At 70.3% G+C, this 14,292-nt stretch carries 13 protein-coding genes; 9 read left to right on the plus strand and 4 right to left on the minus strand.

Annotated elements, in window-relative coordinates:
- Positions 1–96: 96 nt before the first annotated feature.
- Positions 97–561, plus strand: a complete 465-nt coding sequence (locus tag B7R87_RS17850; protein ID WP_006347676.1) for a GatB/YqeY domain-containing protein — start codon at positions 97–99, stop codon at positions 559–561.
- Positions 562–666: 105 nt separating this feature from the next.
- Here the strand turns inward: B7R87_RS17850 and B7R87_RS17855 are convergent, their stop codons facing one another.
- On the minus strand, positions 667–3,060 hold the full coding sequence (locus B7R87_RS17855) for a transglycosylase domain-containing protein (RefSeq protein ID WP_006347675.1): 2,394 nt from the start codon (positions 3,058–3,060) through the stop codon (positions 667–669).
- 493 nt (positions 3,061–3,553) lie between these two features.
- Between B7R87_RS17855 and B7R87_RS17860 the strand changes: the two genes are divergently transcribed.
- The gene (locus B7R87_RS17860) at positions 3,554–3,898 is read left to right on the plus strand and encodes a WhiB family transcriptional regulator (RefSeq protein ID WP_040915279.1); all 345 of its coding nucleotides are present in this window, start codon (positions 3,554–3,556) and stop codon (positions 3,896–3,898) included.
- Between the two features lie 292 nt (positions 3,899–4,190).
- Here the strand turns inward: B7R87_RS17860 and B7R87_RS17865 are convergent, their stop codons facing one another.
- Together B7R87_RS17865 and B7R87_RS17870 are read right to left on the minus strand one after the other, a co-directional pair.
- A complete protein-coding gene (locus tag B7R87_RS17865; protein ID WP_006347673.1) occupies positions 4,191–5,630 on the minus strand; it encodes an ArsA family ATPase in 1,440 nt (479 codons plus the stop codon).
- Positions 5,627–6,652, minus strand: a complete 1,026-nt coding sequence (locus B7R87_RS17870) for an ArsA family ATPase (protein WP_006347672.1) — start codon at positions 6,650–6,652, stop codon at positions 5,627–5,629. Before B7R87_RS17870 ends, B7R87_RS17865 begins: the two co-directional genes overlap by 4 nt.
- 157 nt (positions 6,653–6,809) lie before the next feature.
- On the opposite strand from B7R87_RS17870, the gene B7R87_RS17875 reads away from it, so the two are divergent.
- The 4 genes from B7R87_RS17875 (at position 6,810) to B7R87_RS17890 (ending at position 9,797) form a co-directional block, all read left to right on the plus strand.
- Entirely contained in the window at positions 6,810–6,971 is a 162-nt protein-coding gene (locus B7R87_RS17875) for a DUF4177 domain-containing protein (protein ID WP_006347671.1), read from the plus strand.
- Positions 6,968–7,456, plus strand: a complete 489-nt coding sequence (locus tag B7R87_RS17880; protein ID WP_006347670.1) for a RidA family protein — start codon at positions 6,968–6,970, stop codon at positions 7,454–7,456. Before B7R87_RS17875 ends, B7R87_RS17880 begins: the two co-directional genes overlap by 4 nt.
- A gap of 608 nt (positions 7,457–8,064) precedes the next feature.
- Positions 8,065–8,970, plus strand: coding sequence for an NUDIX hydrolase (locus tag B7R87_RS17885; RefSeq protein WP_006347669.1), 906 nt, complete (start codon positions 8,065–8,067; stop codon positions 8,968–8,970).
- Positions 8,967–9,797, plus strand: a complete 831-nt coding sequence (locus tag B7R87_RS17890; protein ID WP_006347668.1) for an MBL fold metallo-hydrolase — start codon at positions 8,967–8,969, stop codon at positions 9,795–9,797. The genes B7R87_RS17885 and B7R87_RS17890 overlap by 4 nt, the downstream gene beginning before the upstream one ends.
- 134 nt (positions 9,798–9,931) lie before the next feature.
- Here B7R87_RS17890 and B7R87_RS17895 read toward each other — a convergent pair whose 3' ends face one another.
- Positions 9,932–10,606 (minus strand): Crp/Fnr family transcriptional regulator, encoded by a 675-nt coding sequence (locus B7R87_RS17895; protein WP_006347667.1) that lies wholly within the window; start codon positions 10,604–10,606, stop codon positions 9,932–9,934.
- Between the two features lie 324 nt (positions 10,607–10,930).
- Here B7R87_RS17895 and nth point away from each other — a divergent pair, with 324 nt between their 5' ends.
- The 3 genes from nth to B7R87_RS17910 all read left to right on the plus strand — a co-directional run bounded on the left by nth (position 10,931) and on the right by B7R87_RS17910 (position 14,281).
- Positions 10,931–11,824 carry an endonuclease III gene (gene nth, locus B7R87_RS17900; protein ID WP_040915258.1) on the plus strand — a complete coding sequence of 298 codons (894 nt, stop codon included), beginning with the start codon at positions 10,931–10,933 and terminating at the stop codon, positions 11,822–11,824.
- Positions 11,825–12,072: 248 nt separating this feature from the next.
- Positions 12,073–12,930 (plus strand): NUDIX hydrolase, encoded by an 858-nt coding sequence (locus tag B7R87_RS17905; protein ID WP_233169061.1) that lies wholly within the window; start codon positions 12,073–12,075, stop codon positions 12,928–12,930.
- A gap of 151 nt (positions 12,931–13,081) precedes the next feature.
- Complete coding sequence (locus B7R87_RS17910) at positions 13,082–14,281, plus strand: MarP family serine protease (RefSeq protein WP_187144622.1); 1,200 nt, start codon at positions 13,082–13,084, stop codon at positions 14,279–14,281.
- Positions 14,282–14,292 lie beyond the last annotated feature (11 nt).

Raw genomic sequence — 14,292 nt, forward strand, 5'->3', positions numbered from 1 at the left:
ATCGGCGGATTCGTCCGGTGATGGCCGTGGTGCGGAAAGTGACGGGCGGGGGAAATCGGCGGGCAGGAGCGGACCCGTACCTGTCACACTCTCCCTATGACCACGCTCAAGGCCAAGCTCAGGGACGACCTCACCGACGCGATCAGGGCGCGTGACGAACTGCGCTCGTCGACGCTCCGCCTCACCCTCGCGGCCGTCTCCAAGGAAGAGGTCGCGGGTACGACCGCCCGTGAGCTCTCGGACGACGAGGTGCAGAAGGTCATCGCCCGCGAGGCGAAGAAGCGGCGCGAGGCCGCCGATGCCTTCAGCAAGGGCGGCCGGGCCGAGCAGGCCGAGCGGGAGCTGGCCGAGGGCGTGCTGCTGGACGAGTATCTGCCGAAGCAGCTGTCGGACGCCGAGCTGGAGGCGATCGTGGCCGAGGCCGTCGCCGAGGCGAAGGCCGCCGGGGCCGAGGGGCCCCGGGCGATGGGCGCCGTGATGAAGATCGTGAACCCGAAGGTCGCCGGGCGGGCCGAGGGCGGCCGGGTGGCCGCAGCCGTGAAGCGGCTGCTCGCCGGCTGACCGGGCGGATACGGGCCAGAGGCAGAAGCAGCGCCAGTAGAAGAGGAGGGATCCGGGGCACCGCCCCGGATCCCTCCTTCTTGTTTGCTTCAGAGGGCTCGCCGGTCAGGACTGGCCGGGACCGCCGGGTCCCTGGCCCCGCTGACCGCCGCCTCCGATGACACCCGGCGCCATGGAGATACCGGGGATCGGACTGCCGCCCGCGTCACCCTCGCCCCCGCCGTTCCCGGTGCCGCCGTCGCCGCCCCAGCCGCCGTTGTCCCCCCAGCCGCCGTTGTCCCCCCAGCTACCGCCGTCTCCTCCGTTGCTGCCGTTGTTGCCGTTGCCTCCGGGGTTGCCCCAGGAACCGTTGTCCCCACCGTCCCCGTTGTCCCCGTCACCCGGGCGTTCCTGTTCGCCGTCGCCGGGAGTCTCACCCGGATCGGGCTTCTTCACATCCGGAATGGTGACCCGGTTGAACCTCGGGGCCACCTTGCCGCTCAGCGCACCGGTCATCGCCTTGCGCCAGATGGAGCCCGGTACCTCACCGCCGAAGACCTTCGGCTTGTACCGGCCGCCGATGGTGATGTTGAACATCTTCACCTGCTGGGTCGGGCTGCCGACCCAGACCGCCCCCGCCATATTGGGGGTGTAGCCGACGAACCAGGCGTTGCGGCGGCCGTCGGTGGTACCGGTCTTGCCCGCGTTGTCCCGCCCCGCGAGCCCCGCCTTCGCACCCGTACCCGCGTCGGAGACCACCCCGCTGAGCAGGGAGCTGATGCTGTCGGCGGTGTTCTGGCTCATCGCGCGCCGGCAGGTGCTCTCCGGCACCTCCAGCTTGCGCCCGTCGGCCGTCTTGATGGACTCGATGGCGACCGGGGTGCAGTACGTGCCCCGGTTGGCGAAGGTCGCATAGGCCGACGCCATGGTCAGCGGCGACATGCCCTCGGAGCCCAGGGTCATACCGGAGGGGGTGAAGGCGAGGTTCTTGCCGTTGCCCACGATCAGGCCGAGCTTGTCGGTCATCTCCTTCACCGGGCAGAGCCCGATGTCCGCGACCATCTGGACGAAGTAGGTGTTGACCGACTTCTCCATCGCCTCCTTGAAACTGTACGGACCGACCTCCGACTCCATCTCGTTCTCGACCTTGTCGTTCTCGGCGTTGACCCAGGGCTTGCCGTCACAGGTCTGGATGGGGCTCGGGTACGGCATCTCGTACGGCGAGGGGTACGTCTGCGACAGCGGCGTTCCCTGCTCTATGGCCGCCGCGGCGACGAACGGCTTGAACGTCGAGCCGACCGGGAAGCCGAAGTTCGACCCCTCCATCCTCTTGTCGACGGAGTAGTTGATCTGGGTCTCGTTCTTGCCGAAGCCGTACGGCCGGGACTGGCCCATCGCCAGGATCTTCCCGGTGCCGGGCTCGACCATGGTCACCGCGGTGGCGACCTTGTCGCTCTTGTAGACGTACTCCTTGATGGAGTCCTGGGCCGACTCCTGCGACTGGGGGTCGAGGGTGGTGCGGATGGTCAGACCGCCGTGGTTCCACAGCTTGGCCCGGTCCTCGCGGGTCTTGCCGAAGACCGGATCGCCGAGGAAGACGTTCCGGACGTAGTCGCAGAAGAAGCCGGCGCCGCTGACCGCGGTGATGCAGCCGTTCTTCGGGGTGCTCACCTTCAGCGCGACGGGGGTGGCCTTCGCCCGGTCCGCGTCGGCCTGGGTGATGTCACGGACGTCCGCCATCCGCTGGAGGACGATGTTCCGGCGCTTCTTCGCCTCCTCCGTGTCGTTCACCGGGTCGTAGCGGCTGGGGGACTGGACCAGTCCGGCCAGCAGGGCGGACTCCTGCAGATTGAGGTCCCTGGCCGGTTTGGAGAAGTAGCGCTTGGACGCGGCCTCGACGCCGTAGGCCTGCTGTCCGAAGAAGGTGATGTTGAGGTAGTTCTCCAGGATCTTCTTCTTGCCCAGCTCCTCCTCGACCTGGATGGCGTACTTCAGCTCCTGGATCTTTCGGCCGAGCGTCTGCTGGGTGGCCTGGGCGACCTTGTCGGGGTCGTCGCCGGCCTCCTCCACGAAGACGTTCTTCACATACTGCTGGGTCAGGGTCGACGCGCCCTGGGCGACCCCGCCCGACTGGGCGTTGCGGTTGAGCGCCCGCAGGACGCCCTTCATGTCGACCGCGCCGTGCTCGTAGAAGCGCGAGTCCTCGATGGCGATGATCGCCTTCTGCATGTACGGGGAGACTGCCGTGAGCGGGACGACGGTACGGTCGCGCGAGTAGACCGTCGCGATCGCGCCGCCCTCGGCGTCGAGGATGGTGGTCCGCTGACTGAGCGGGGGAGTCTTCAGATTCGCGGGGATCTCGTCGAACCCTTTGACCGTGCCTTTTGCGGCCAGTCCCAGCGCGCCCGCGGCCGGCAGGGCGATGCCCGCCAGTACGGCTCCGGCGAGCACACTGACACCGAGGAACTTGGCGGCTTGCTGGGTCCCTGACAGACCACCGCCGGAGCGGGTCTTTGGCATGGAGTCAGCCTACGTTCTCAATTGCCGGACACAGGGGCAGCCGTTGGCCTAAGCTGCTCCCAACTGTCACAGCAGTGCGGTTTTGCAACAAGGCAATCATGGATCGTTCCCGGAATTCACCGGAACTCCCCAACCGTCTTCCTGGCGTGTCCCGTAGTCATCGGGGCCTGGTGAAGGGGAAAGTGGAGTTCGGCATTCCAGGACTGGCCGCTCAGCGGGCCGCCCGGAATCTTGCCGAATCTGCCCTATGTGCCGCTCCTCGGCCTCGATGATCAGATGGTTCTGTCCCGGTTCGAGGGGTTGGGTTTATATGTCCCCGGCTCACTCCCCTGGGTGATCTGCCGCGTACGCATAGTCCGTTCGGGCCATTCGAGATTGGGCCCGCAGGGGGTGTTGCACCGCGCCCGCCTTCCGTAACGTCCTCAACTGGCAGCGGTGAATATGCCGCTGCCGCCGTGGGGGAGCCTCGATTCGGGAGAGGACGGCAGCCGTGATGGGCTGGGTAACCGACTGGAGTGCGCAGGCAGCCTGCCGCACTACCGATCCGGATGAACTGTTCGTACAAGGGGCAGCGCAGAACAGGGCCAAAGCGGTCTGCACCGGATGTCCGGTGCGAACCGAATGTTTGGCCGATGCCCTCGACAATCGGGTGGAGTTCGGTGTGTGGGGAGGAATGACCGAAAGAGAACGGCGCGCTCTGTTGCGCAGGCGCCCCACGGTCACCTCCTGGCGCAGGCTTCTGGAGACCGCGCGAACGGAGTACGAGCGCGGCGCGGGCATGCTGCCGGTCGGGCTCGACGACGACGAGACGTACGCCGCGTACGCGGCCGTCGGATAGCCGCTCGCGCGCCGTATCACTCATTTACGGCTTCGCGCGGCTCTACGGCAACGGCCCGTGGATGTGTCCCGCGAGATGCGTCCATGGCGGCGGTTCCGTATGCCGCCGTTCACCGGCGGAGTTGCCGGTGGCCGGAGCCGGAAGCGCTCCCCGCCTGCGGCGGCGCGGTCCGCCCGGCCCGAGGAGGGCCGTCGCGATGGTGCTGCCGTGTGCCGGCCGGGCCGACAGCCTGCGCCGACGGCGGTACGGCGCGGAGGCCCGCGCACGCATGCCTTCCTGACGCCCGGTAAGGCTAGGTCGCCGTCGGCCCGTTCCCCGCGTCACCGGCCGCCAGCTGCTCACCGATCGCCCGCAGTCCCGCGAGATCGTGGACGTCTCCGGGCAGTGCGGCCACATGAGCCACCGCCACCTCGGGGTGAAGCGCGGTGAAACGGTCCCGCATGCGCTGCTCACGCGCGAGCACCTGCATCCGTTCGGCATGCAGGCGCAGCAGACCAGCCGTCAGTTCTTCCGTGGTGTGTTCGTGGTGTGCCTCAAGAGGGATGGGGTGCTCGGGGGCGTGGTCCACGGGCGGGGATTCGGGAGAGGCGCCCGTGGCCTCACGAACACCAGTCTTCCCTGACCCATGATCCACAATGCGGGCCTCGGCAAGATTTTCTGAGGATTCCACCAACGACTCATCCGACTCATCAGACCTGTCGGACTCATCCGCCAGGTCCGCCAGGTCCGGCGCATCGGCCTCGTGCTCCCCGGATTCGTCGTACTCGTCCTCCGGGTACTCCGGTTCCAGCACTTCCGCCGCCGCCAGGGCCCGCTGGGCCGACAGCCTGGCGGCGCCGCTGCCGTGGACCCGGTTCAGCACCAGCCCGGCCAGCGGCATCTCCTCCTCCGCCAGCCGTTCCACGAAGTACGCCGCTTCCCGCAGCGCGTCCCGCTCCGGCGCCGCCACCACGAGGAACGCCGTCCCCGGGGCCTGGAGCAGCCGATAGGTGGCGTCGGCCCGGGTGCGGAAGCCGCCGAACATGGTGTCCATGGCCGTGACGAAGGTCTGGACGTCCCGCAGCAGCTGCCCGCCCAGCAGCTTGCCGAGCGTCCCCGTCATCATCGACATGCCGACGTTCAGGAACTTCATCCCCGCCCGGCCGCCCATCTTCGCGGGGGTCACCAGCAGTTTGATGAACTTGCCGTCAAGAAAGGACCCCAGCCGCTTGGGCGCGTCCAGGAAGTCCAGCGCGCTGCGCGACGGCGGAGTGTCGACGACGATCAGGTCCCACTCGTCCCGGGCCCGCAGCTGGCCCAGCTTCTCCATCGCCATGTACTCCTGCGTACCGGCGAACCCGGCCGACAGGGACTGGTAGAAGGGGTTCTCCAGGATCGCGCGGGCCCGTTCGGCGTCCGCATGGGCCTCGACGATCTCGTCGAAGGTCCGCTTCATGTCGAGCATCATGGCGTGCAGCTCGCCCGCCGGGCCCGTACCGTCCTGCTCTATGCCCTTCACCCGGCGCGGTGTGTTGTCGAGTGAGTCGATGCCCAGCGACTGGGCGAGCCGGCGGGCCGGGTCGATGGTGAGGACGACGACCCGCCTGCCGCGCTCGGCCGCGCGTACCCCGAGGGCCGCCGCGGTCGTCGTCTTGCCGACGCCACCCGCACCGCAGCACACGATGATGCGGGTGTTCGGGTCGTCGATGAGAGGGTCGACCTGCAGGGGGCCGGCCGCTGCGTCCAGGCTCATGAACCGGTTCCCGTCCCTTGTCCGGCGCCGTGCCGGCCGTCGCTCCGGCCGTTCGGCGCAGCCGTCTGCTGTTGCTGGGCGCGCAGTTCCTTCGAGAGCCGGTAGAGCCCGGCGAGGTCGACGCCTTCGCTGAGCAGCGGCAGTTCGTACGAGGGCAGCTCAAGACCGGCCAGCGCGGCCCGCTGCTCCCGCTCCAGGGCCACCCGCCGGGCATGGTCGGTCGCCTGCTCCAGCAGCGGGGTGACCAGGGAGCGCGCACCGCTCACCCCGGCGGACGTTAGCGCCGCGGCGATCTCCGTACGGCGCCCGTCGGCGGCGCCGCGCACCGCCGCCTCGTCCAGGACATGGGGGCGGACCATGTTCACGATGACCCGCCCGACCGGAAGGTCCGCCGCCCGCAGCTCGGCCACCCCGTCCGCGGTCTCCTGGACCGGCATCTCCTCCAGCAGCGTGACCAGGTGGACCGCGGTCTGGGGGGACTTCAGCACCCGCATCACGGCCTGGGCCTGGTTGTATATCGGCCCGAACTTGGCGAGCCCCGCCACCTCGTCGTTCACATTGAGGAACCGGGTGATCCGGCCGGTCGGCGGCGCGTCCATGACCACGTAGTCGTAGGCGTACGAGCCCTGCTTCGTACGGCGCCGGACCGCCTCGCACGCCTTCCCCGTCAGCAGGACGTCCCTGACCCCGGGCGCGATGGTCGTCGCGAAGTCGATGGCGCCGATCTTCTTGAGGGCCCGTCCGGCGCTGCCGAGCTTGTAGAACATCTGGAGGTAGTCGAGGAGCGCGCGCTCGGCGTCGATGGCGAGGGCGTAGACCTCGCCGCCTCCGGACGAGACGGCGATCTTCCGCTCCTCGTACGGCAGCGCCTCCGTCTCGAAGAGCTGTGCGATGCCTTGCCTCCCCTCGACCTCCACGAGGAGTGTCCGCTTGCCCTCGGTCGCGAGGGCGAGCGCGAGGGCGGCGGCGACCGTGGTCTTACCGGTTCCGCCTTTGCCGCTGACGACCTGGAGCCTGCTCACGCTTTCGAGCCTAACCAGTCGGACCGCGCCCTACGCACGAGGCTGTGTGCGGGCTGCGTCACGTGCCCACGGGACAGGTGTACGAGTACGGGCGGGGGAGGGCGGGAGTCGACGGGTGGATCCGGGCGGCCCCGGCGGGGCGGATACAGTCGGCTCCATGACCAAGAAGTGGGAATACTCCACCGTGCCGCTCCTCGTGCACGCGACCAAGCAGATCCTGGACACCTGGGGCGAGGACGGGTGGGAGCTCGTCCAGGTCGTACCGGGCCCCAACCCCGAGCAGCTCGTGGCGTACCTGAAGCGGGAGAAGACCTCGTGACGACCGCCGGTGGCGGTGGCGGTGTTGTCGAGGCGCGGCTGGCGGAACTGGGGCTGACGCTGCCGGCGGTCGTTCCGCCGCTGGCCGCGTACCAGCCCGCCGTCGTCTCGGGGCCGTACGTCTATACGGCGGGACAGCTTCCGATGGTGGACGGCAAGCTCCCGGTCACCGGCAAGGTGGGGGCCGAGGTCACCGCCGAGGAGGCCAAGGAACTGGCCCGGACGTGCGCGCTCAACGGCCTGGCCGCCGTGAAGTCGGTCATCGGTGACCTGGACCGGATCGCCCGTGTGGTGAAGGTCGTGGGCTTCGTCGCCTCGGCGAGCGACTTCACCGGGCAGCCCGGTGTGATCAACGGCGCGAGTGAGCTGCTGGGCGAGGTCCTCGGTGAGAAGGGCGTCCACGCGCGGAGCGCGGTGGGTGTCGCGGTGCTTCCCCTGGACGCACCGGTCGAGGTCGAGTTCCAGATCGAATTGGTGCAGGACTAGGTCCTGTCCGCCGGTTGCCGGTTGCCACCGGCGGCGCCGAGCAGGCGCGCCGGTGCGGCGGGCAGGACGGGAGCGGCCGGCGCGAGAGGGCTCGTACGGCCCGCTCCGCCGCCCGCCGCCGACGCGAGGTCCGGTGTTCCGCCTGCCGAGGGTCGTTGTGCCCGTGGTTCGCCGCGTTCGTTCCGCCCGGGGGCGGCGCGCGGGGTCTTCACATACGGGCGCGTGTACGGCTCCGCTCCCGTCGCCCCACTGCCCTGGCCACCGCTGCCGATGACCGGGATCCCGGCCTTCCCGGACACGGCTTCTCCCCGTCCGTACTGCCGTAACCCCGCAGCACTGCCGCAACTCTGCGGTGCCGAGCCTCCCGTCCAGGCCCGCCGCGGTCCACCGCCGTAACTCCGCAGTATCCCGCCCGAGTGACCGGGAGCCTCGGAGCGCGGGCCTGTGCCGTCCCGGGAGCTCCGGCGGCCCTGTTGGTCCGGTGCCGCCTCCGCGTCCCGCAGAGCGGCCGTCAGGTCCCGTGTAGGGGCCATCTTCGTTCCACGTGAAACAGTCGCCCCCGCCCGGCACCTCTCGAACATCCCGTCCGATCCGCATAGCATCCGGCCATGCCCGATGGTCAGTGGTACCCCCCGGAGTGGCCCGAACGGATCCGCGCACTCGCGGCCGGTGAGCTCGTCCCCGTCGTGCCCAAGCAGGCTGCAACCGTCATGCTGCTGCGCGACACCCCGGACGGCCCCGCCGTCCATATGCTGCGCCGCAGGGCCTCCATGGCCTTCGCCGGAGGCGCCTATGCCTATCCGGGCGGTGGAGTCGATGCCCGGGACTCCCGGCCCGTCGGCTGGGCGGGTCCGCCGGTCGCCGCATGGGCGCACCGGCTCGGTACGGACGAGGCGACCGCCCAAGCCGTGGTCTGTGCCGCGGTACGGGAGACGTTCGAGGAGTCGGGGGTGCTGCTCGCCGGGCTCACCGCCGATACGGTGCTGGGCGCCGTGGGCGGGGACGAGGCGTCCGAGCCCGGGCGCGGCCCCGGGGACGACGGAGGCTGGGAGGCCGACCGGCAGGCGCTGGTCGACCGCGAACTGGCCTTCGCCGACTTCCTGGACCGCCGGGGGCTGGTGCTGCGCTCGGATCTGCTGGGCGCCTGGGCCCGTTGGATCACACCCGAGTTCGAGTCCCGCCGCTACGACACCTGGTTCTTCGTCGCGGCCCTTCCCGAGGGCCAGCAGACCCGCAACGCCTCCACCGAGGCGGACCGTACGGTCTGGATCCGGCCCGCCGAGGCGGCCGCCGGATACGACCGGGGCGAACTGCTGATGATGCCCCCGACCATCTCCACGCTGCGCGATCTCGTCCCGTACGAATCGGCCGCGAAGGCGGTCGCCGCTGCGGACGGCCGCGATCTGGCCCCGGTCCTCGCCACGGCCCGCTGGGAGGACGACACCCTGGTGCTGAGCTGGCCGGGGCACGAGGAGTTCACCAAACACATCCCCGCCGAGGGAGGCACCCGATGACGGAGGCGGCGGCCCTGCCCGGACAGCCCCGGGGCGGTGTGCTCTCCGGACCCGCCACGGCCCGTGCCGTGAACGTCCTCGCGCCCAACGCCTCGGCGATGACCCTCGACGGCACCAACACCTGGATTCTCGCCGAGCCCGGCTCCGGGCTCGCTGTGGTGGTCGATCCCGGTCCGCTCGACGAATCCCATCTGCGCCGGGTGATCGACACCGCCGAGCAGGCGGGGCAGCGCATCGCCCTCACCCTGCTCACCCACGGCCACCCGGATCACGCCGAAGGCGCGGCCCGCTTCGCGGAACTCACCCGGACGAAGGTCAGGGCACTGGATCCCGCGCTGCGGCTCGGTGACGAGGGGCTCGGCGCGGGCGATGTGATCGGTGTCGGCGGCCTCGAACTGCGGGTCGTACCCACTCCCGGCCACACCGCCGACTCCCTCTGCTTCCATCTGCCCGCCGACGCCGCCGTGCTGACCGGCGACACCGTCCTCGGCCGGGGCACCACGGTCGTGGCCCACCCGGACGGCCGTCTCGGCGACTATCTGGACTCCCTGCGCAGGCTGCGCTCCCTCACCGTCGACGACGGGGTGCACACCGTGCTGCCCGGCCACGGGCCGGTGCTGGAGGACGCCCAGGGCGCGGTCGAGTTCTATCTGGCCCACCGGGCCCATCGGCTGGCGCAGGTCGAGACGGCCGTCGAGAACGGCTACCGCACCCCCGGCGAGGTCGTTGCCGAGGTGTACGCGGAAGTGGACCGCTCACTCTGGCCCGCGGCGGAGCTGTCCGTACGGGCGCAGTTGGAGTACCTGCGCGACCACGGGCTGATCTGACACCCGGACCGGTCGGTCGAGCGGTCCGGGCGCGGGCCGGTCCGTCGGGGAACAGCGGAAGGGGCGTCCGGAACCGTTCGGTTCCGGACGCCCCTTCCCGTGCGTGCTGCGAGTACCTCGTACGGCTCCCGGCTTCAGCGGGAGCGCTTCGCCAGCCGCTCGACGTCGAGCAGGATCACGGCACGCGCCTCCAGGCGCAGCCAGCCGCGCTGGGCGAAGTCGGCCAGGGCCTTGTTCACGGTCTCGCGGGAGGCGCCGACCAACTGGGCCAGCTCTTCCTGCGTCAGGTCGTGGACGACGTGGATGCCCTCGTCCGACTGGACGCCGAAGCGGCGCGACAGGTCGAGCAGGGCCCGGGCCACCCGGCCCGGCACATCGGAGAAGACCAGGTCGGACATCTGGTCGTTGGTCTTGCGCAGTCGGCGGGCGACGGCACGCAGCAGCGCGGACGCCACCTCGGGCCGGGCGTTCAGCCAGGGCTGGAGGTCGCCGTGGCCCAGACCGAGCAGTTTGACCTCGGTCAGCGCCGTCGCGGTCGCCGTACGCGGACCGGGGTCGAACAGCGACAGCTCGCCGATCAGCTCACCGGGGCCGAGGACGGCGAGCATGTTCTCGCGGCCGTCGGGCGAGGTGCGGTGGAGTTTGACCTTGCCTTCGGTGACCACGTACAGGCGGTCACCGGGGTCGCCCTCGTGGAAGAGCGCGTCACCTCGGGCGAGCGTCACCTCACTCATCGAGCCGCGCAGCTCCGCCGCCTGCTCGTCATCGAGCGCCGCGAAGAGCGGGGCGCGCCGCAGAACGTCGTCCACGAGTTCTCTCCTTGTCGACCTGCTCAGGGACCGTGGTCCCCCATGATGCCGGACCGCACGGTGCCCGTCCGGGGGACACCGCGGGCGGGACGCGTAGGACAGCTTCGCCGCGGCGGACCTGGCAAGTAAATATTCGTGCGATCAATCACAACAAGTTTGACGCACTGGAGCAGGTGTTCGTGCTCCAGGGGCCCGATTGGGTCCGGATCAGCGGTGGCCGGGGCGGACGAAGGCGGTGGACCGTAGGGTGGCCGGGTGTCCAAGTCGCCGGTGACAGCGCAGGCCAAGGGGGCCGGAAGAGTGTCCGGAAAGCAGGATTCCGCTATGGGCGAACAAGCTCCCATCGGTACCCGAAATGCCGCAAAGTCGGGCAAATCCAAGGGTGGGGCTGCTGCGTCGGGAGCGCGGAAGCGCACCGCGCCCGGAGCCGGAACCCGGACCGAATCCCGGCTCGCCATGGTCCGCCGCGCCCGCCGGATCAACCGGGAGCTGGCGGATGTGTATCCGTACGCCCATCCCGAGCTGGACTTCCGCAACCCGTTCGAGCTGCTGGTCGCCACCGTGCTGTCGGCCCAGACGACCGACCTCCGGGTCAACCAGACCACGCCCGCGCTCTTCGCCGCCTATCCCACCCCGGAGGAGCTGGCCGCTGCCGTTCCCGAAGAGCTGGAGGCGATCATCCGCCCCACCGGCTTCTTCAGGGCCAAGGCCCGCTCCCTCCTCGGGCTCTCCGCCGCGCTCCGCGACGATTTCGGCGGAGAGGTGCCGGGGCGGCTGGAGGACCTGGTGAAGCTGCCGGGAGTCGGGCGGAAGACCGCCTTCGTCGTCCTCGGCAATGCCTACGGAGTCCCCGGCATCACGGTCGACACCCATTTCGGACGGCTCGTCCGCCGCTGGAAGTGGACCGAGCAGGAGGACCCGGAGAAGGTCGAGGCGGAGATCGCGGAGATCTTCCCGAAGTCCGAGTGGACCATGCTGTCCCATCGGGTGATCTTCCACGGGCGCCGGATCTGCCATGCCCGCAAGCCCGCGTGCGGCGCCTGCCCGATCGCCCATCTCTGCCCCTCCTACGGCGAGGGCGAGACCGATCCGGAGAAGGCGAAGAAGCTGCTCAAGTACGAGATGGGCGGTCAGCCGGGGCAGCGACTGAACCCGCCCGCGGACTATCCGGGCACCCCCGCCCCGCCCCTCGGTGCCTCCGGACAGGCCTCCGCGTAGGTGCCGGCCCTCCGGTCGCGGCCGTCCGCCTGCCGTGGAGCGGTCGGAACGATCTGTGCGGCCCGGTGCGTTGTGAGACGAGGGGGGTGCCCATGCGCGCACAAGAGACGAGAACCGGCGGTGGCTGTGAGGCCGAGGTGCACAACGGTCAGCAGGACGGCGACGGCGCGGCCCGCCCCGGCCGTCGGGATCCGGCCGGCCGGTCCCCGGGCGGGTACGGCCGCGACGGCTCCGCCCGGACCGGAAGCATGACCGGCCACGACGGCTCCGAAGCCCCCGGGCGGCCCGGCGAGGGAGCCACAGGCGGTCCCGGCGGTCCCGGACACCCCGCCGACCGCGGTACGGTCCGAAACCCCGCCGACCGCGGTACGGCCGGAAGCCTCACCGGCCCCGGCGCGGCCGGTGCGGCCGGTGGTGTCAGTGGTGTTGGTGCAATCGGGGCCGTCACCGTCTCGACCAGTGGCCTGCCCGGCTGGCTGGATCCCGTCGTCGCGGTCGTGGACACCGTCCAGGGCCGCCAGCTCAGCCAGTTCCTGCCGCCCGGCGGCGGGCGCGGCAGACCGTCGGCCGTCCTGGTCCTCTTCGGGGAGGGCCCGACCGGCCCCGAACTGCTGCTCATGGAACGCGCGGGCGGACTGCGGTCGCACGCCGGACAGCCCTCGTTCCCCGGCGGCGCCCTCGACCCCGAGGACGGTGATCCGGAGACCACAGGCCCGCTGCGCGCCGCGCTGCGCGAGGCCGAGGAGGAGACCGGACTCGACCCCGCGGGTGTCCAGGTCTTCGGCACCCTGCCCAAGCTCTACATCCCCGTGAGCGGTTTCGTCGTCACCCCCGTCCTGGGCTGGTGGCGGGCGCCCAGCCCGGTCGGCGCGGTCGACCCCGCCGAGACGGCCCGCGTGTTCACCGTCCCCGTGGCGGATCTCACGGACCCCGCCAACCGCGCCACGGCTGTTCATCCGCGCGGTCACCAAGGCCCCGCATTCCTGGTCGAATCGGCCCTGGTCTGGGGTTTTACGGCCGGGGTGATCGACCGCATCCTGCACTTCGCGGGCTGGGAACGGCCCTGGGACCAAGCCCGACAGGTCCCCCTGGACCGGCGCGCATGACAGGCTGATTCCTTCGCGCCCGGTGCGCCACCCCCGTACATCCCGGATGCCCCGGACCAAGCCGGTTGCCCCGGACCAAGCCGGACACCCAGCGGCCCCGATCCGACCGAGCGGAGCCGGAGCCGAGACAGCGACTGCGAGGCAAATGACGGTGAACGTGCTGGACATCCTGCTGCTGGTCACGGCCGTATGGTTCGCGATCATCGGTTATCGGCAAGGTTTCGTCGTCGGCATCCTCTCCGTCATCGGTTTTCTCGGCGGCGGCCTGGTCGCGGTCTATCTGCTGCCTGTGTTCTGGGACAAGCTGATGAACGGGACCGAGGCGTCCACCACCGCGATCGTCGTCTTCGTCGTGGTCGTGATCGTCTGTGCCTCCGTGGGCCAGGCCTTCACCACCCATCTCGGCAGCCGGCTCCGCCGCCAGATCACCGGGGCGTCCGCCCGGGCCCTGGACGCCACCGGCGGCGCCCTGGTCAATGTGGTCGCCATGCTCCTGGTCGCCTGGCTGATCGGCTCGGCGCTCAGCGGCACCACACTGCCCACGTTCGCCAAGCAGGTCCGCACCTCCCAGGTGCTGGAGGGCGTCGACCGGATGATGCCCCAAACGGCGTCCACCTGGTTCGACGACTTCTCCGGAGTCCTCGCGCAGAACGGCTTCCCCCAGGTCTTCAGCCGGTTCTCGGACGAGCCCATCAAGGAGGTCCGGCCGCCGGACCCGGCGCTCGCAGGCAGCCCGGTCGTCGCCCGAGCCAAGAAGTCGATCGTGAAGGTCGTCGGTACGGCGGACAACTGCGGCAAGGTCCTCGAAGGCACCGGCTTCGTCTTCGGCGAGCGCCGCGTCATGACGAACGCCCATGTCGTCGGCGGTGTCGACGAGCCGACCGTGCAGATAGGCGGCGAGGGCAAGCTGTACGACGCCAAGGTCGTCCTCTACGACTGGCGTCGCGATATCGCCGTACTCGACGTACCCGGACTCGAAGCGAAGCCGCTGCAGTTCGCCGACGCCGACGCGCGCAGCGGGGACAGCGCGATCGTCGCCGGCTTCCCCGAGAACGGCGCGTACGACGTCCGCTCCGCGCGCGTCCGGGGCCGTATCAACGCCACCGGCCCCGATATCTACCGCCGCGACACCGTCAACCGCGACGTGTACTCGCTGTACGCGACGGTCCGTCAGGGCAACTCCGGCGGACCGCTGCTCACCCCGGACGGCAAGGTCTACGGCGTTATCTTCGCCCGCTCCCTCGACGACAAGAACACTGGCTACGCGCTGACCGTCGACGAGATCGCCGACGACATCACGACCGGCCTCGCCGCCAACCAGGAGGTCAGCACGGAGAGCTGCGCGCTCTGACCGTCCCGTAC

Origin of the sequence: Streptomyces tsukubensis (assembly GCF_003932715.1) — a bacterium.
Lineage (GTDB): Bacteria > Actinomycetota > Actinomycetes > Streptomycetales > Streptomycetaceae > Streptomyces > Streptomyces tsukubensis.